An 18,197-nucleotide genomic window follows, 5' to 3' on the forward strand; every position below is an offset into this window, starting at 1 on the left:
ATAATCACATTTATTCAAATGGAAGATATCAAAAACCAAGAAGTGAAAAAGATTGATGAACAAGAAGAAAGTTCATTTTTTAATTTTGAAACCATTTATACAACTCTTGTTTTTAATTGGAAATGGTTTGTCTTATCCCTCATCATTTGCTTGGGACTTGCAGCAATATATCTAAGGTACACAACGCCTATCTATCAAGCAAATGCTAAAATGCTCATTAAAGAAGAGGATAATTACAGACGTGGCAGAAATAGCGCATTAAACACCTCGACTTTAGGAATGATGACCAACTCGGCAGGTATTGAAAATGAGATGGAAATTTTATCTTCCTTATCACTGGCAGAACAAGCTGTTAGAGACCTGAAGTTGTACACCATTTACACATCAGAAGGCAGAGTGAAAGATGTGTTGATGTATCAAAATCAACCCATTGATGTAGATATCGATCCTGCTCATCTTGACAAGCTATCCACAGCTATCAATTTGTATATACAACGAGAAGGTAATTCTTTTCATGTCACAGGAAATTACAATGCGACAGATGAGCAATCACAAAAGGCATATACAATTGACAAAACCATCAACAAACTTCCAGCAACCTTAGCTACCAAAGCGGGAATCTTAACATTCAACAGTAGAAACGCAGGTTCGTTAAAAGACGGTGAGAGTTTCAAAGTCAGTATTGTCTCTCCTAAAGCGATGGCTGCCAAATTCAAATCATCCTTTAATGTTGCGCAAAGTTCCAAAGGCAATAGCATTGCATTGCTCACACTGAGAGATGAAATTCCCTTTAGGGCAAAAGATTATTTACGGCAGATAGTTATTTGTTATAATCGACAGGCGAACATAGATAAAAACGAAATAGCTCGCAATACAGAAGCGTTCATCAATAGCAGGTTAGAGAAGATTAGTGCAGAGCTCGGAGCTACTGAGGGTGCATTAGAAAGCTATAAGAAACGCAACAGAATGGTCAACCAAGAAATGAATGCTGCACAGGCAATGGACAATGCCAACGCATACGATCAGAAGTTAGCCGAAGCAAATACACAGGTGGCACTGCTTAACAGCGTTCAAGAAAGTATGGGGCGGCCAGGCGGAAAATACGAAACACTTCCTGCCAATGTAGGTATTTCAGACCCTACTGTAAACGGATTGATTAACAAGTATAATGAAATTGCTCTTCAGAGGAATAAACTTTTAAGGAGTGCTTCAGAGACTTCACCAACAGTTACACCGCTTACTTCTCAGCTGGATGATTTGAATAACAGTATTCATCGAGCTATGAACCAAGCAAAGAAAGGACTACAAATACAACGCAATAGCGTGGCTTCGCAATATGGTAAATACCAAGGACAAGTATCTCAGAGTCCTGAACAGGAGCGCATGCTTACCCAAATAGGACGCCAGCAAGATGTAAAATCAGGACTTTACCTTATGTTGTTACAAAAGCGAGAAGAGAACTCAATCTCATTGGCAGCCACCGCAGACAAGGGTACCTTGATTGACGAACCTGCAACTGGCGGACAAGTAAGTCCAAAACGTACGATGATATTCCTAATTGCGCTGCTCATAGCATTGGGTATTCCTTCTTTAATTCTGTTCTTGATACAATTCTTCCGCTATAAGATAGAGGGTCATGACGATGTCGCTAAACTAACCAAGTTGCCAATTTTAGCAGATGTGGCAGTTGCCAGTGAATCGGCTAAAACCAAAGCTGACATTGTGGTTCATGAGAACCAAAACAATCAGATGGAAGAAATATTCCGTAGCATGCGAACCAATTTGCAATTTATGATGAAAGAGAATGAAAAAGTCATCATGTTTACTTCTACCACATCGGGTGAAGGAAAAACTTTCAACGCCTCCAACCTTGCAGTTAGCTTCGCACTATTAGGTAAGAAAGTCATCTTGGTGGGTCTGGATATTCGTAAGCCACGTTTGGCAGAATTGTTCGAAATAGACGATCATCATCATGGTGTTACGATGCTATTGACCAAAGAGCAGCCTACTTGGGCAGAGATACAAAGCCAGATTTTACCTTCGGGTATTAATAACAACCTTGAATTACTGTTATCGGGTCCTGTACCGCCAAACCCTGCAGAACTGATAGCTCGGCCCTCTTTGCAGCTCATCATTGACCAACTGAAACAGCACTATGATTACATATTAATTGATACTGCTCCTGTTGGATTGGTGACAGACACACTCCAAATTGGACGTGTCGCTGATGCAACGGTCTACATGTGTCGTGCTGACTATACCCCTAAAGAGAGTTTCAATCTCATTAACACTCTTGCAAAAGAGAAGAAGCTTCCACAGATGTCCATTGTAATCAATGGCATTGATATGTCCAAGAAGAAGTATGGCTATTATTATGGCTATGGAAGGTATGGCAAATACGGAAAATATGGGCATTATAGCAAGCGTAGTTATGGTAATTATGGCAATTATGGAAGCTACGGTAACTATGCCAATAGCCATTACGGGGATAAAAACGACACTTCCATCAAACGATAGCGAGTTAAAAAATACGGCTTTTTAATTAACTTAAAGATTACTTTCATTAATATTTGATATCGCTTAAAGATTTGCACTATGACTATTGCAGTAGATTTCGATGGAACTATCGTTGAACATCGCTATCCAGAGATTGGCGAAGAACTACCTTTTGCAACGGAAACTCTGAAGATGTTGATAAAAGATCACCACCGATTAATCTTATGGAGTGTACGAGAGGGTAAGCTTCTGCAAGAGGCTATCGATTGGTGTAAAGAACGAGGAGTTGAGTTTTGGGCTGTCAATCGTGACTATCCCGAGGAAGATGGTACCAAGAATAATAATCACTTCTCGCGAAAACTGAAAGCAGACCTCTTTATTGACGATAGAAACGTTGGTGGATTACTCGATTGGGGACAAATATATCATATGATTCACGACCATAAAACGGTAAAAGACTTGATACGAGAAACTGTAAACCAACAGGTACTTGCAGCAGAACCACCAAAACGCAAAAGGCATTGGTGGAGTCGTTAGTCTTTTCCACAAAGACTTCAAGACATAAAGGCAATGCACGAACATACCTAATTCGTGTATTGTCTTTTTTTATCTCCCGTGGGTAATACTAATGAATGATTTGATAATTCCAGCCCACAAAGGGCATACATCCAAGCCTACAAACGCTTATCAATCACAAGAAGCTAAGTGCGGAATAATAGTAAAGCACGGTAGAAGCCGAGAAAAATAAAAATCCCGATGTGGTTTAATGACACATCGGGACACCTATAGATTTGCTTTACAGTGCAATTGGTATCAATATCTAATATTGGTTCACTGCAATTAAGCGTCTTCACCGCTTATTCAGCAGCTTTTTATTCTGCGGTTTTAGTATCGTCAGTTTCTTCAACAGAATCCTTCTGCTCAAGTTCTGCTGTCTCTACAGTGTCAACTGTCTTACCAGTCTCTTTCTCTGTATCAACATTGTCTGACTTCACTTCTGCCTTAGGAGCATTTTCTGCTACTACGGTAACAGGAACTTTCACTTCAACCTCTTTATGGAAGTGGATAGTAGCTTCATATTCTCCCACCTTCTTGATATCACGCATCGTGATAATCTTTCGGTCTACATCAAAGCCTTTCTTCTCTAATTCCTCAGCAACTGTCGCAGCAGTAACCGAACCATAAGTAACACCTGTTGCAGATACCTTTACAGAAATTTCCAATGCTACATTTTCCAACGCAGCAGCTTTCTTCTCTGCCTCTGCTTTCTTAGCTGCCAACTTATGAGCTTGTTGCTTCATATCTTCAGCAAGAACTTTCTTAGCCGATTCGGAAGCAATGACAGCCTTACCTTTAGGTATCAGGTAGTTACGACCATAACCACGTTTAACATCTACAATATCGTTCTTGTAACCAAGACCGATGATATCTTCTTTTAATATAATCTCCATTCTGTTTCCTCCTCTTAATTATTTCATCAAATCAGTTACATAAGGAAGCAGTGCTATCTGGCGGGCACGTTTTACAGCCTGTGCTACACGTCGCTGGTACTTTAATGAAGTTCCAGTAATACGACGAGGAAGAATTTTACCCTGTTCGTTCAAGAACTTTTTCAAGAATTCAGGATCCTTATAATCAATGTACTTGATGCCACTCTTTTTGAAACGGCAATACTTTTTCTTCTTGGTATCCACTGAAGGTGGAGTCAAATAACGAATTTCTGATTTATTCTCTGCCATAATTAAGCCTCCTTCTTGTTAGCATACTTCTGTTTTCTCTTCTCAGCATACTGTGCAGCATACTTGTCCAATTTAACAGTCATAAAACGGATTACTTTCTCGTCGCGGCGGAAGCCAACTTCGAGTGTGTCTACTAATGTTGGCTCACCTTTGAACTCAAACAAACAGTAGAAGCCTGAGTTCTTTTTCTGAATTTGATAAGCCAGTTTCTTAAGTCCCCAGGCCTCTTCATTCAGAATCTCGGCACCATTATCAGTAAGGAGAGTCTTGAATTTAGCGACCGTTTCCTTCATCTGTTCATCAGACAAAACGGGAGTCAAAATGAAAACGGTTTCGTAATGATTCATATTACTTCATTTATTAATAAATATTATTTTTGCAAAATGCGGTGCAAAGTTACCACTTTTTCGTAAGTCTACCAAATCTTTTTTGTACTTTTGCTGTCATGAAGAGGTATCTTAAGAAAATAAAAATAGCGCCAAGCTTCGGCTTATATTGTGTTTATACCGGAGTAGTTGTTTTTCTTCTCTCGTACATCACAGGTTGGTCTCGCTACAACTGGGTCTTATTTTTGGGACTATTTTTTGTGGTGTTGGGTATCGTTGCCTATACTTACTTATCAAGGAAACAAAACAAATATTAATTGTTCACTTCTCTTGTCACCAATAGCACAATAACACGCTATTTCCGCTTCATAAGTGTATTTGCCATAAAAAAGCGTCAATACTATTCTGCTTGAACAAAAGATTATTGCGAGCTTTATAAAACTATAATGATGTAGCGCCGCAAAACTGTCTGTTTTGGCAGTTAAAACAAACTGTTTTGGTGACCAAAATAGTCTATTTTACACGGTTCAGTCAACCCTACATGGACACAAATTGTAAAGCTAAGAACATCAGAGTCTATGGCTTCGTGCTGGAAGAAGAAGTAAAATAGGCATAAAATTTTATTCCATGCCTATTTTAATTTGCAGAAGTTGTTGATACAACAACCTTATACGAGCTTATCAATCCTCTTCGGGAGTAATCAATTTATACCCTTTACCATGAATGTTGATAATCTCTATTTGGTCATCATCTTTCAAGTGTTTGCGCAGCTTTGTAATATAAACGTCCATGGAGCGTGCATTAAAGTAGTTGTCATCAATCCAAATGGTTTTCAAAGCAAAGTCGCGTTGCAATATTTCATTGGCATGAGAGCAAAGTAATGATAACAATTCATTTTCTTTGGTTGTCAACTTCGTTTGTTTATCTCCTATAGTCAACAACTGTTTTTGGGTATCGAAAACAAAGCGACCGATTTGGTAAACGGTTTTTTCCTTTGTCTTTTTGCCACGAACACGACGCAAGATGGCTTCAATGCGCAATACTAATTCCTCCATGGAGAAGGGTTTGGTAATATAATCGTCTGCTCCAATCTTGAAACCTTCGAGTATATCTTCTTTCAATACCTTGGCAGTAAGGAAGATGATAGGCATTTCCGCATTGGCTTGTCTTATCTCCTGCGCCAAAGTAAAACCGTCTTTTTTAGGCATCATGACATCCAACACACAAATGTCATATCTATCTTTCAAAAACTCTTTATATCCCTCTTCGCCGTCTGGACACAAGGTGGCAATATAACCTTTCGCTTGTAAATACTCTCTAAGAAGCATTCCTAAATTCTCATCGTCCTCACACAATAGGATTTTCAATTTCTCTTCCATAGTCTTATTTGTTTTAATGAATAATTATTAGTCTTTAATCACTGGGAGCTTAATCGTAAACGTGGTCCCATTTTTATATTCGCTGTCTACAGAGATGTCGCCTCCATGTAGATTGACGATCTTCTTCACATACGCCAATCCCAAGCCGAAGCCTTTCACATCATGAACATTACCTGTATGCACGCGATAGAACTTTTCAAATATTTTCCTTAAATTTTCCTTTTTAATACCCAAACCTGTGTCTCGAATGGACAAATACAAATATTCTTTGTCATTCCATGTCTTCAAGAAAATATTAAGTGGCTGATTGGGTTTTCCATATTTCACCGCATTGTCCATCAAGTTGAAAATAGCATTTTGAAAATGTACTTCGTCCACATAGATAGTAGAATCAACAGCGCCTATATCGGTATATATCTTTCCTCCCGTATGTTCAACACGCAAAGCAAAGGAGTGCGAGATGTTCTCTATCAGTTCGTTCAAGTCCAATTGTTTTTTCTTGAAAACGGCTTTCTTGCGATCGAACATTGACATTTGCAAAACTTTCTCAACCAAGAACCGAAGACGTTTAGTCTCATCTTGTATCACAGAACCGAGATGGTTCAGCATTGCCTCGCTTTTAGTCAGGCTCTTGTCATTCAACATCTGCGCTGCCAACGAGATACTGGCTATCGGTGTCTTCAGTTCATGCGTCATATTATTGATAAAGTCGTTCTTTATTTCGGTGTAACGCTTTTGCCTAAACACAATCACAATTGTAAAAATGAAAGTTATCAACAAAATCACAGTGAACACAATGGCGGGCATGATGAACCGAACAGAGGAAAAGATATAGCTGTTCATATCCGGGAAATGCAATCGCACCACGCCTGTCTTTGAAGCAGGGTCATTACGGAACAACACCTGTGAATAGGTGTACTCTTCGCCATCATCAGAATAATCAGAGCATCGATAAACCTCTCTCCCATCTTGGGTGGTCACTCTGAAATGATAAGGTATGTTGATTCCATTGTTCATTAACTCTGATTTCAAATCCTGATCAAGTAACTTAAAATTGATTCTTTCTTTCAAAGGCTTTTCAGAGGCTGAGTACAATATCGAATACACTACTTCATCTAAGAGTGCACGCTGATATACATAACGATTTTTCACTATCTCCTGCAAAGATTTTGTAGCTTCCGAAAGGGAGTTCTTGTCACTTTGCAATATCATCCCCTTAGGCATTTGAGACGGTTTTACCGTAATGGTTTTTAGCTCAAACGCTGAATACATCGTCCCATCTTTTCCCGTTACAGAGAATTGATGCGATTGCTGCAACGTTCCATCGGGCTTTCCCGAACGCGTTCCGATAGAGTCTTGAATGAAAGCACGGCGCTCTGTTTCATTGACATCTTTCTGTAAATATCGGAAAGTTTCGTTATATTCAAGATTACGCGCTGCTTGGTTCAAAGCTCTGTTGACAGACTCGTCAAACTGTTCTTTCTTCATGTCTGCCATTTCCTGAAAATATTTCAGCTGTAAAAATAGCAGCACAAGGAAAGAAACTCCCATGATGACCGAGATAATCCAAATCGTCCTCTTTTTCATATAGTACAAAGATAACAAATCTCTTAACTCATTAACAATATCATGTTAAATAAAAAGAGCAGTTTATAGTATATTAACCAAAAATGAAAGTATAGTTGTTTTAATGCAATTAAAGCGATGCATTTGTCACAAAAAAGATAGTAATTGGGAACAACTTACTACCTATTCAAAAAAAAGAGATGCACAAATTTAACATTCGTACATCTCCTTTACATTGTAATTTATTTTTAATCTTCGTCCGAAACTTTCTCTGCTTCGTGTTCAGCAATAAGCTGTGACTGCAAATCATTAGGTACAAGCTCGTAACTTGAGAACTTGGTTGTAAATGAAGCACGACCGCCCGTAATCGAACTTAAAGCTATCGAATAGTTGGAAAGTTCCTTTAGAGGTATCTTAGCAACCAGTTTTTGGTAACCAGCCTCACTATCCATGCCCATAATGAGCGCACGTCGACCTTGCAAATCACTCATCACATCACCCATATAGTCGCCAGGAACAAACACTTCCAAATCATAAATAGGCTCCAAAATCTTTGGTCCTGCATTTTTGAACGCATCGGCAAAGGCATGTCGTGCCGCCAAAGTAAAGGATAATTCATTGGAATCAACGGGGTGCATCTTACCGTCATAGACAACAACTCTAACGTCTCGGGCATAACTTCCTGTCAAAGGCCCTTGCTCCATACAGTCCATAACTCCTTTTTGGATGGCTGGAATGAAACGCAGGTCAATGGCACCACCGACAACGGAATTGATGAAAACCAGCTTTCCTCCCCATGGTAGGTCAACTTCTTCTTTACTCTTGATGTTCATCTTGAACTCTTGACCATTAAACTTGTAGTGAGTAGGATCTGGCATTCCCTCGGCATAAGGCTCAACAATCAAGTGAACTTCACCAAATTGTCCTGCTCCTCCCGACTGCTTCTTATGACGATATTCTGCTCGTGCTTGCTTGGTAATCGTCTCGCGATAAGGAATTTTCGGTTCAAAAAAGTTAATCGGAAGCTTGTCATTGTTTTCAAGACGCCACTTCAAAGTACGCAAATGGAACTCTCCCTGACCATGGACAATAGTTTGTCGCAACTCCTTAGATTGCTCCACTACCCAAGTGGGGTCTTCTTGACGCATCTTTAACAAGGCTGCCATGACCTTCTCCGTATCGCCAGCATTAACAGCTTTCACGGCTCTACTGTATTTTGAATTGGGATATTTAATGAAGTCAAATCGCCATTCGCAATCCTTCTCATTGAGTGTGTTTCCTGTTTTCACATCTTTTAGCTTCACCGTACAACCAATATCACCAGCATTTAGTTGGTCTACCGCAATACGATTAGAACCTGCACAGGCATACAATTGACCGATTCTCTCCCTCGATCCACGATCTGCATTGATGAGATCATCGCCCGATTTCACACTACCGCTCATTACTTTGAAATAAGATACTTCGCCAATGTGTGGTTCAAGACCCGTTTTGAAAAAATACAAAGAAGTGGGACCATCAGAATTTGGATCAATTTCCTCACCACGTGTATTATGGATTTTAGGCATCTCATTCACAAAAGGAACAACATTTCCCAAGAATTCCATCAAGCGACGAACTCCCTTGTCCTGCCCTGCACAAACACAGAATACGGGGAATATGCTTCTCGTCACTAAGCCTTTGCGAATACCTTCACGCAATTCATCTTCCGTTAAGCTTTCTGTATCAAAGAATTTCTCCATCAAACTCTCATCATTTTCGGCTGCTGCCTCGACAAGAGCTTTGTGCAATTCAAGGGCTTTCTCTTTCTCTTCTTCGGGTATCTCCTCAATAATTGGCATACCACCTTCTTCTTTCCAAGAATACTTCTTCATCAACAAAACATCGATAATCTCGTTGAAGTTTGAGCCAGTCTGTACAGGATATTGAATTTGAACACACTTGGAACCATAAATATCCTTCATGGAATTGATGACAACGTCAAAGTCACACTTGTCAGAATCAAGCTGATTGATCAAAAAGATAACAGGCTTTTTAAGCTTTTCGGTATATCTAAAGTTATTTTGCGTACCAACCTCTGGACCATACTGACCGTTAATCAAGATAACAGCCTGATCCGTAACGTTTAATGCAGTAATAGCTCCACCCACAAAGTCATCGGCTCCAGGACAGTCTATGATATTTAATTTCTTGTTATTCCATTCCACATGGAAAACTGTTGGAAATACAGAATATCCATATTCCTGCTCTACGGGGAAGTAATCGCTTACTGTATTTTTTGTTTCTACCGTACCACGGCGCTTAATAATGCCGCTTCCATACAACATACTCTCGGCAAGTGTGGTCTTGCCGCTACCCGCACTGCCAAGCAATGCAATGTTTTTGATTTCGTTTGTCTGATATACTCTCATATCGGTTATAGATTTAAAATGGTTAGTACTAAATGTTCAAAAGTTGTTGACGCCTAAATTACGCATTTTTTTAATAAGTTCCAAAAGTATTATCAGAAAATTAGTATTTTTGCAAATGTATTTGTTTAATCATGGCTGGCTTATATCTTCATATTCCTTTTTGTGCAAGTCGTTGCATCTATTGCGGTTTTTACTCAACCACAAACCTTTCTTTAAGGCAAAAATACGTTGATGCCCTCTGTCAAGAGTTACGACTGAGACGGGATTACCTTTCTGGTATAGAGACCAACCTTTCCGAAGACACCCATTTGATTCGAACAATATATATAGGTGGAGGTACGCCTTCACAACTCACTCCTGCACAACTTCAACAGATTTTTGAGGTAATTGCCAACATCTATTTTAATGGCAATCTGTCGACCATGCGTAGCCAATGCGAGGTAACTCTCGAATGTAATCCCGATGACATATCACCATCGTTCGTTGATTTTATCGAACAATCACCAATAAATCGAATTAGTATGGGGGTGCAAACGTTCTCCAATGCACAGTTGAACTTCCTTCACAGGAGGCATGAAGCAAAGGATGTAGCGACGGCTGTCCATCGATTAAGAGAAATAGGTGTGGATAATATCAGCATCGATTTGATGTTTGGGTTTCCCAACCAGTCGTTGGCTGCTTGGGAAAGAGACATTCTGCAAGCACTAGACTTAGGCGTTGAGCACATTTCCGCTTATAGCTTGATGTACGAAGAAGGCACACTACTCAACCAACTATTAAAAAGCAATAAGATTCATGAAATCGATGACGAACTTTCACTACAAATGTATCAAACGTTGGTTCATCATCTCAAAGCAGCTGGTTACGAACATTACGAGATTAGCAATTTTGCAAAACCAGGAAAACAAAGTCGCCACAATAGCAGCTACTGGCATGCCATTCCTTATTTGGGCATTGGTGCAGCGGCACATTCATATAACATTGAGTCGAGACAATGGAATGTTTCTGACTTAAAGACCTACATTTCAGCCATTGAACGAGGCAAGATTCCTGCAGAAAAGGAATGGTTGGATGCTGACACTCGCTACAATGACCTCGTGACTACTGCCCTAAGAACCTCGCAAGGTATTCGTCTCTCAACCCTCACCACTCGCTATCGAAGCTTTTTACTCCAACAGGCAAAAAGGTTTATTGACCGACATCTCATGGAAATAGAGAACGATTATATTCGTTTAACGGCAGAAGGAATTTATATCAGTGATGCCATTATGACTGATTTAATCTATGCTTAAATTCTTCGTAGGCTTGTTTTTTGACATCTTCCTCTACTTCTGACAGAGACCGATGCCCAGAAAGAGTTGCCTTGATCCAAACACATAGCAAAAAAGTGACGATGACAACAGCAGCCGATATCAGCCAATTCAATATTTCGTTCGCTCCAGCAACCAACTTGAAAGCGAGGATTCCGCAGACCAATGGCACAGCCCATAGTAGCCAATCAAAGCCTGTTCTCATCTTGTAGCTTTCTTCTATCTCTCTATATTCCTTGTTTTTAGACAAGAGTTCACGCCTATGTGACTGCCAATAAAGTTCAAACGCATCATCCTTCACGCATCTCCTCCTCTTTATCTTTAGGTAAAACCAAATTGAGTATTACACCCACGATAGCACTCAGTCCTATGCCACTCATTTTTGTAAGTTCACTTTCACCAGCTGGTAAATAGTAAAAGACCACCAAACTTGCCAAGATGCCACCGATGATACAGCAAAGAGCTCTCCAACGGTTTGATTTGAGCGAGTTTGCGTACATGAGACAAATCACCATTAAGACGCCTATCAAGATGCCACGGAGAGTGAAATCGAGTATAGCACCACCGATTCCCAATGTCAATATAACAGAAACAATGATGACATTCCTTTGATAATTCATGTCAACCTTATGTTGAATAAGATTCTGTACTCCTACACTCGCAATCGTACCAAAAAGCAATAGCATGATTCCCCCCAGTACTGCTTGTGGTATGCTCTGCAAAAGAGCACTCAATTTGCCAATCACTGAAAAGACAATAGCAGTGAGGGCTGAGATGCGTATCACTTGCGGATGGGTCACTTTTGTAATCTGCATCGCCCCTGTCACCTCCGAATAGGTGGTTACAGGAGGGCCGCCAAAGAAGCAAGCCGCCAAACATGCCAAGCCATCACCTAACATTGTGCGGTGCAAACCTGGCTCTTCAACAAAGTCTTTTCCTGCTACTGCTCCCACAACATACACATCGCCAATATGCTCAATGACAGGAGCAATGGCTACGGGTATCATATAGATAAAAGGTTTCCATGCAAATTCGGGCCAATGAAAGTTTGACAATGAACCAGGAAGTGCAAACCATGCTGCCGATTGTACTTTTGAAAAATCAACTTCACCCAATAGGGCTGCCACAATGAAACCAACGATGATTCCACACACGATAGGCACTAATTTGAGCAAACCCTTACCCAACATCAAGACAGTAATGGCGGTGACCAGAGCAACAAATGCTAATAACCAGTTTTCTTTCGCCATATTTACTGCCGAACCCGACAGCGACAGACCTATCAAGATAATCACAGGACCTATCACTACGGGTGGGAAAAGGCGATTCAGCAGTTTCCTTCCTTGCCATTTCACTAAGCCACTCATCAGAAAATAGACCAACGCCACACCCGCAATGCCTGCCAATGTCCCTGGCATGCCCCACATCTTGGAAGCTTCGATAATGGGAGCGATGAAAGCAAAACTTGAACCTAAGAAAATAGGCACTTTTCCTTTCGTTACCAAATGAAAGATAAAAGTACCTATACCTGCTGTAAACAAAGCCGTAGCAGGGTCAAGTCCTACCAATAAAGGAACCAAGACCGTTGCACCAAATGCCACGAAAAGGAATTGCACTCCCACAACACCTTTTCTAAAAGGAGTTAATTGTATGTTATTCATTCTGAGATACAAAAATACAAATAATTCCTTGATAATGCATAAATTTGATTTATTTATTGCCATTGTTTGAAAAAATGAATATCTTTGAACCGTTCTAACAAATCGTGTCACCATGTACACCTTATTATATATATTAGTACGGTGTGGCTTATCAATAACAATATACTCTATGAAACTAAGAAACATTTTTCTCATCATTCTCACTTTTTGTATGGGATTACCACTTGATGCACAAAACAACATTAAGCTCGTTGTCGGTTCTTATGCCAATGGAACAGGCAAAGGTATTTATTCGTTTGACTTCAACCAATCCACGGGCAAAGCTACCCCTATGGATACGTTAGAAGTCAGCAATCCTTCCTTCCTCACTCTCTCTTCAGATGGCGCAATGATCTATGCGGTGAGCGAAAATTCAGAGGACGCTGCGTCAGTCCATGCCATTACCTTTGACCAAGCAACAGGGCGTATGAAGTTACGTCAGAGTATGCCAACAAATGGTGCAGATCCTTGTTATGTGGAAACCAATGGCAACCTTCTCCTCACCGCCAATTATTCGGGTGGGTCTATGAGTGTGTTTCCCTTAAACATTGACGGGTCATTGGTACCCATGTCTCAACAATTCAAGGGGCATGCCAATGGGCCTGATGCGCAACGTCAAAATACGCCTCATATTCATTGTACTCGATTTCTACCCGACGGCAATGGCGTCTTAGCTACCGATTTTAGTGCAGACCAGATGTTAAGATTCGAACTTACAGACATGAAAGCTTTAGGAGATCAGAAGGTGACAGCACAACTCACCAATGGCTCTGGACCTCGTCATATTGCTTTTAGCACTGATAGCAGATTTGTTTATGTCATGAGTGAACTGTCGGGAGCCGTTACCGTTTATCAGTATAACTTCGGAAAGATGAAGAAAATTCAAGAGATATTGTCTGATGAAGTTGGCGCACGAGGAGGTGCAGACATTCATGTTTCGCCCGATGGACGTTTTCTTTACACGAGCAATCGATTGAAAAATGATGGCATCACTATATTTAAGATTGCCAACCGCACAGGGCTGTTGACCAAGGTGGGCTATCAACACACAAGCGTACATCCACGCCATTTCAATATCACCCCCAACGGTCGATTCTTGTTGTGCGCATGTCGAGACAGCAATGTCATACAAGTATTTCGCATCAACAGTGCCACAGGATTGCTCACTGATACGCATCAAGACATTTCGGTGGACAAGGCTTCGTGCGTACAGTTCTACCCTATCGTGATGCAACCCGACCTCAATGGCGATGGTGTATTTAGAGTGATAGAAGTAACCAAATAAGACATCTACCTTTTTTTCGTGTGACAGATGAATAAGCATACAGCGAAAAAATGCCAATTAAACAGTGTTTGTAAAATTGGTGGCGTGTAACTAATCACTGAAAATGAAGAAATATCGAAGCTGATGTAAACTAACTGATAATGAGGAGGAAATACATAAATCAGCATAATACTGCTCTATTTGTAAAGGGTAGAAGGATGCAGATTTAGGCAGAAGTTCAGTTACCAGAGTGTTACCTTATTTTGATGTAGGTAATGATGGTACAGCATTCGGTAACTGAATTATTTTCGCTCGTGTGGCTGTTGCTTTGGTCGGCAGTTTTCTGCGTAAGTGAGGAACGCTTTAATTCGGGTAATTTTGCCCACAAATATTAAAGCGTATGAAAACAGAGAAAATGAAGGTGTTGCTCTACCTTAAAAAGAGCGGTATAGGCAAATCAGGTAAAGCCCCGATTATGGGGCGGATAACACTTGGAAGGAGTATTGCGCAGTTCAGTTGTAAACTTTCCTGCAACCCCGACTTGTGGAATTCACGTGAGAGCAGGATGGACGGCAAGAGCCGTGAGGCGGTGGAGATTAACGGAAGGTTGGAGAACCTGTTACTTTCCATTCAATCTACCTATCAGTCGCTAATTGCCAAAGGACAGCCATTTGATGCAACCGATGTAAAGGAACAGTTTCAAGGCTGTGTACAGGCAAGATGTATGCTCATCGAAAGGTTGGATATGCTCATCAAGGAGAAAGAAAGCCATATCGGTATAGACATCAAGGAAGAGTCTATGTCCGCCTATCATTCCACTCGGAAACGATTACAGGAGTTCATTCAGAAGAAATACCATGTTTCGGACTTGGCTTTTTCGCAGCTCACAGAAAGCTTTATCTACGAATTGCAGACATTCTGTCTTGGCGAACTCGGTCATCAGCAAAGCACATTTTTCAGAGTTGCAGCAGATTTGAAGACCGTCTGTAGGCTGGCTTATCGTGAGGGACTGGCTGATACGCTTCTGTTTGATAAAGTCCATATAGAACGAGGAGACAAGAAAGCACCTAAAGCTCTTGACCAAGAAGCATTGGACAAGTTGAAGGCAATCTGCTTTGATGAGTTGGAAGAGGAAATGGAAACCGCTCGTGATGTGTTTCTCTTCGCCTGTTATACCGGTGCAGCCTATTGTGATTTGATGGAACTAAGCAAGAAGCATCTTGTCCGTGATGATGCAGGCAGTTTGTGGTTGAAGTTCAGCAGACAAAAGACAGGCGTACTTTGTCGTATCAAGTTATTGCCGGAAACTGTTCGGTTAATTGAGAAAATGTACAGCGATGAAAGGGAAGCACTACTGCCTTTCATAAAATATCCCACTTATCAGTCCTGTCTCAAAGCCTTGCGATTACGGGCAGGCATTTCTTTTCCCTTTACTACGCACACTGCAAGGCATACCTTTGCCACACTTATCACCTTGGAGCAGGGCGTTCCTATTGAAACGGTGAGCAAGATGCTCGGACATACGAACGTAAGTATGACCGAACGTTATGCGAAGGTTACACCGCAGAAACTCTTTGAGGAGTTTAACCGTTTCCTTTCTTTTACTGAAGATTTGCGTTTAACCATTTAACCAAGATTTTTTATGAGAAGTACATTCAAGATATTGTTTTACATCAACAAAAAGAAAATAAAAGCAGACGGCAAGACTGCTATTCACTGCCGTATCACCATAGACGGAAAGAGTACCGCCATTACCACAGGCGAGGAATGCAAATCCTCCGAGTGGAACAGCAGGAAAGGACTGACAACCGACAAGAAAACCAATCAAAGAATCGGCGAGTTCAAAGAACTTGTAGAAAAGACCTATCAGGAGATATTGATAAAGGACGGAGTGGTAAGCGTGGAACTGCTCAAGAACCGTTTGCAGGGGATAGCCACCATGCCGACAACACTCCTTGCCATGAGCAAGGCAGAACTGCAATCCGTTAAAGAGTGCGTGGGCAAATCGAGAGCTGAGGGAACCTATCAGAATCTTCTCTATTCAGATAAGTTACTTACGGAGTTTGTAAAGGATAAGGGAATGACGGATATAGTCATAGCCACTATAACGGAAGACTTGTTTGAAGAATACCGTTTCTATCTGAAAAAACGAGGCTTGGCAACAGCAACCATGAATCGCTATCTTTGTTGGCTGAGTAGGCTGATGTATCGTGCGGTCAGTCAAAGGCTCATTCGCTGTAATCCTTTTGAGAATGCCAAGTATGAGAAAGCGGAACAGAAGATAGGCTTTTTGCAAAAGAGCGAAGTATCTAAACTTATGGCACTGAGAGTACTTGATAAGGAAGCAGAACAAGCAAGACGGATGTTTATCTTCTCATGCTTTACGGGCTTGGCTATTGCTGATATGGAACATTTGCAATTGGGACACATTCAAACGGCAGCCGACGGACAGAAATATATCCGTAAAGAAAGGCAGAAGACAAAGGTGGAGTTTATTGTGCCCCTGCACCCGATAGCGGAGGCCGTCATCAATCAATGTAAGGAAGAACAACCCAGCATGAAAGAAATGCAGACGGTGAAAGAAAAAGGTGACGACTTTGTCTTTCACTGTAATTGTAGCCGTAGCGTGATGAGTGCAAAGCTAAGTATCGTGGGTAAGGCTTGCGGTATCAGAGAACGGTTGTCCTACCACATGGCGAGGCACACGTTCGGCACGATGAGTTTAAGTGCAGGAATACCCATCGAAAGCATTGCCAAGATGATGGGGCACGCCTCTATATCCAGTACTCAAATCTACGCACAGGTGACAGACAATAAGATTTCGGAGGATATGGACAGACTGATAAGGAAACATCAAAAAGAGGACACAAAGGAGAAAGCCGTATGAATGTCAATCACCATCAAACAAAAAGAGAGCGCAGCTATTTCGAGTGGAGCGACAATATGCAAATCACTCGCAAAGGCAAAGGCGAGATAGCCATGACAGAGAGCGAGCTCGTTGGTTTCTTCGGTGTAACGTGGCGAAAGCTCAATTATCGATTGCAACTTCTACTAAAAGTCTCTCCCCTGCAACCCGACGAAAGGGATACAGGGGAGCAGGAAGTCTACGTGAACGGACGGCTGCGAGGTCATGCCTTGCTTTATCCACTCACTATCATCATCGCTTTGTCTTATCAATTGGACAGCATGGAAGCCCACTTGTTCAGGAAACATATCTGGCAAGAGTTACAACACCCCACACCTATGGTAGAACAGATATTCCTATACGGAAGTGGCAGTATCAATTGATACACTTTTTTCTTTCACCGATATTATCTTACTACATTACTACAAGGAGGGATAATACGGTGAAAGAAAAAGGATTGGCATTGTGTAGTCAGAAAGGAGAAATCGCTATTACTACAACAAACTACAGTTTGCAACTTTTGCATCGAAAAGCAAGGCGATGCTTGTTTTATATTTCAAACTATTTGTATATCTTTGCAATATAACCGAAACTTTTAACGAGATGAGGGATATTAGAATTGAAAAGGGAATAAATAAAGACAATGCCTTGCTTTTATGTGAATGGTCCAATGAACAAGGAAAAGAGTTTCAGGAGCAATGGATGGGTCCCAAAATTTCTTACCCGCTGGACTATGATAAAATAAAGGACTTGGGAAATGCGTTTTCGATATTCAACCAAGGGGAATTTATCGGAATGATACAAGAAGTACGAATTGGCAAGGATAACATACACATAGGTAGATTTGTAATAGATCCCCGAAAAACAGGATTGGGCTTTGGGACTGAGGCCCTAAAAAGATTTGTAGATTTCATTCTTGAGGATGATAATATTAAAAGTATTTCCCTAACGGTCTTTGATTTCAACCAAAAAGCAAAGAGGATTTATGAGAAACTTGGGTTTGAAATCAATGAAGTAATTGAGACTCCAAGGCTGAAATACATTATGAAGAGATACAGGTAATTCCGAGTTTATCTAACTCAATGCGACAGAGTAGTTTTA

The 18,197-nt window shown here is 40.9% G+C and carries 16 protein-coding genes; 8 read left to right on the plus strand and 8 right to left on the minus strand.

Annotated features, from left to right (window positions below; genetic code table 11):
- The first annotated feature begins 18 nt into the window (after positions 1 to 18).
- A complete protein-coding gene (locus DEM91_RS06050) occupies positions 19 to 2,517 on the plus strand; it encodes a GumC family protein (RefSeq protein ID WP_195252179.1) in 2,499 nt (832 codons plus the stop codon).
- Positions 2,518 to 2,595: 78 nt separating this feature from the next.
- Complete coding sequence (locus DEM91_RS06055; protein WP_195252180.1) at positions 2,596 to 3,033, plus strand: BT0820 family HAD-type phosphatase; 438 nt, start codon at positions 2,596 to 2,598, stop codon at positions 3,031 to 3,033.
- A 335-nt stretch (positions 3,034 to 3,368) separates the two neighbouring features.
- Here the strand turns inward: DEM91_RS06055 and rplI are convergent, their stop codons facing one another.
- The 6 genes from rplI to DEM91_RS06085 all read right to left on the minus strand — a co-directional run bounded on the left by rplI (position 3,369) and on the right by DEM91_RS06085 (position 9,917).
- The gene (gene rplI / locus DEM91_RS06060; protein ID WP_195252181.1) at positions 3,369 to 3,947 is read right to left on the minus strand and encodes a 50S ribosomal protein L9; all 579 of its coding nucleotides are present in this window, start codon (positions 3,945 to 3,947) and stop codon (positions 3,369 to 3,371) included.
- A gap of 18 nt (positions 3,948 to 3,965) precedes the next feature.
- The gene (gene rpsR / locus DEM91_RS06065) at positions 3,966 to 4,235 is read right to left on the minus strand and encodes a 30S ribosomal protein S18 (protein ID WP_008123278.1); all 270 of its coding nucleotides are present in this window, start codon (positions 4,233 to 4,235) and stop codon (positions 3,966 to 3,968) included.
- Between the two features lie 2 nt (positions 4,236 to 4,237).
- On the minus strand, positions 4,238 to 4,582 hold the full coding sequence (gene rpsF, locus DEM91_RS06070; RefSeq protein ID WP_025071601.1) for a 30S ribosomal protein S6: 345 nt from the start codon (positions 4,580 to 4,582) through the stop codon (positions 4,238 to 4,240).
- A gap of 659 nt (positions 4,583 to 5,241) precedes the next feature.
- On the minus strand, positions 5,242 to 5,940 hold the full coding sequence (locus DEM91_RS06075) for a response regulator transcription factor (RefSeq protein WP_008123271.1): 699 nt from the start codon (positions 5,938 to 5,940) through the stop codon (positions 5,242 to 5,244).
- 27 nt (positions 5,941 to 5,967) lie between these two features.
- Positions 5,968 to 7,527 (minus strand): sensor histidine kinase, encoded by a 1,560-nt coding sequence (locus DEM91_RS06080; RefSeq protein ID WP_028900789.1) that lies wholly within the window; start codon positions 7,525 to 7,527, stop codon positions 5,968 to 5,970.
- A 227-nt stretch (positions 7,528 to 7,754) separates the two neighbouring features.
- Complete coding sequence (locus DEM91_RS06085) at positions 7,755 to 9,917, minus strand: elongation factor G (RefSeq protein ID WP_249858333.1); 2,163 nt, start codon at positions 9,915 to 9,917, stop codon at positions 7,755 to 7,757.
- A 131-nt stretch (positions 9,918 to 10,048) separates the two neighbouring features.
- Between DEM91_RS06085 and hemW the strand changes: the two genes are divergently transcribed.
- On the plus strand, positions 10,049 to 11,209 hold the full coding sequence (gene hemW, locus DEM91_RS06090; RefSeq protein WP_195252183.1) for a radical SAM family heme chaperone HemW: 1,161 nt from the start codon (positions 10,049 to 10,051) through the stop codon (positions 11,207 to 11,209).
- Here hemW and DEM91_RS06095 read toward each other — a convergent pair.
- Entirely contained in the window at positions 11,184 to 11,528 is a 345-nt protein-coding gene (locus DEM91_RS06095; RefSeq protein ID WP_195252184.1) for a hypothetical protein, read from the minus strand. The two genes, hemW and DEM91_RS06095, sit on opposite strands and share 26 nt — an antisense overlap.
- Positions 11,518 to 12,888: a uracil-xanthine permease family protein gene (locus DEM91_RS06100; RefSeq protein WP_195252185.1), complete on the minus strand. Its 1,371-nt coding sequence runs from the start codon at positions 12,886 to 12,888 to the stop codon at positions 11,518 to 11,520. Before DEM91_RS06100 ends, DEM91_RS06095 begins: the two co-directional genes overlap by 11 nt.
- Before the next feature lie 169 nt (positions 12,889 to 13,057).
- Between DEM91_RS06100 and DEM91_RS06105 the strand changes: the two genes are divergently transcribed.
- From DEM91_RS06105 to DEM91_RS06125, 5 genes are all read left to right on the plus strand, one after another.
- The gene (locus tag DEM91_RS06105) at positions 13,058 to 14,212 is read left to right on the plus strand and encodes a lactonase family protein (RefSeq protein WP_195252186.1); all 1,155 of its coding nucleotides are present in this window, start codon (positions 13,058 to 13,060) and stop codon (positions 14,210 to 14,212) included.
- Positions 14,213 to 14,591: 379 nt separating this feature from the next.
- Positions 14,592 to 15,821, plus strand: coding sequence for a site-specific integrase (locus tag DEM91_RS06110; RefSeq protein ID WP_061315253.1), 1,230 nt, complete (start codon positions 14,592 to 14,594; stop codon positions 15,819 to 15,821).
- Between the two features lie 12 nt (positions 15,822 to 15,833).
- Positions 15,834 to 17,078 carry a site-specific integrase gene (locus tag DEM91_RS06115; RefSeq protein WP_036861480.1) on the plus strand — a complete coding sequence of 415 codons (1,245 nt, stop codon included), beginning with the start codon at positions 15,834 to 15,836 and terminating at the stop codon, positions 17,076 to 17,078.
- Positions 17,075 to 17,479: a hypothetical protein gene (locus DEM91_RS06120; RefSeq protein WP_036861476.1), complete on the plus strand. Its 405-nt coding sequence runs from the start codon at positions 17,075 to 17,077 to the stop codon at positions 17,477 to 17,479. Before DEM91_RS06115 ends, DEM91_RS06120 begins: the two co-directional genes overlap by 4 nt.
- Before the next feature lie 220 nt (positions 17,480 to 17,699).
- Entirely contained in the window at positions 17,700 to 18,158 is a 459-nt protein-coding gene (locus tag DEM91_RS06125) for a GNAT family N-acetyltransferase (protein ID WP_036861588.1), read from the plus strand.
- Positions 18,159 to 18,197 lie beyond the last annotated feature (39 nt).

Source organism: Prevotella sp. TCVGH (genome assembly GCF_023522295.1).
In the GTDB taxonomy this organism is placed as follows: domain Bacteria; phylum Bacteroidota; class Bacteroidia; order Bacteroidales; family Bacteroidaceae; genus Prevotella; species Prevotella timonensis.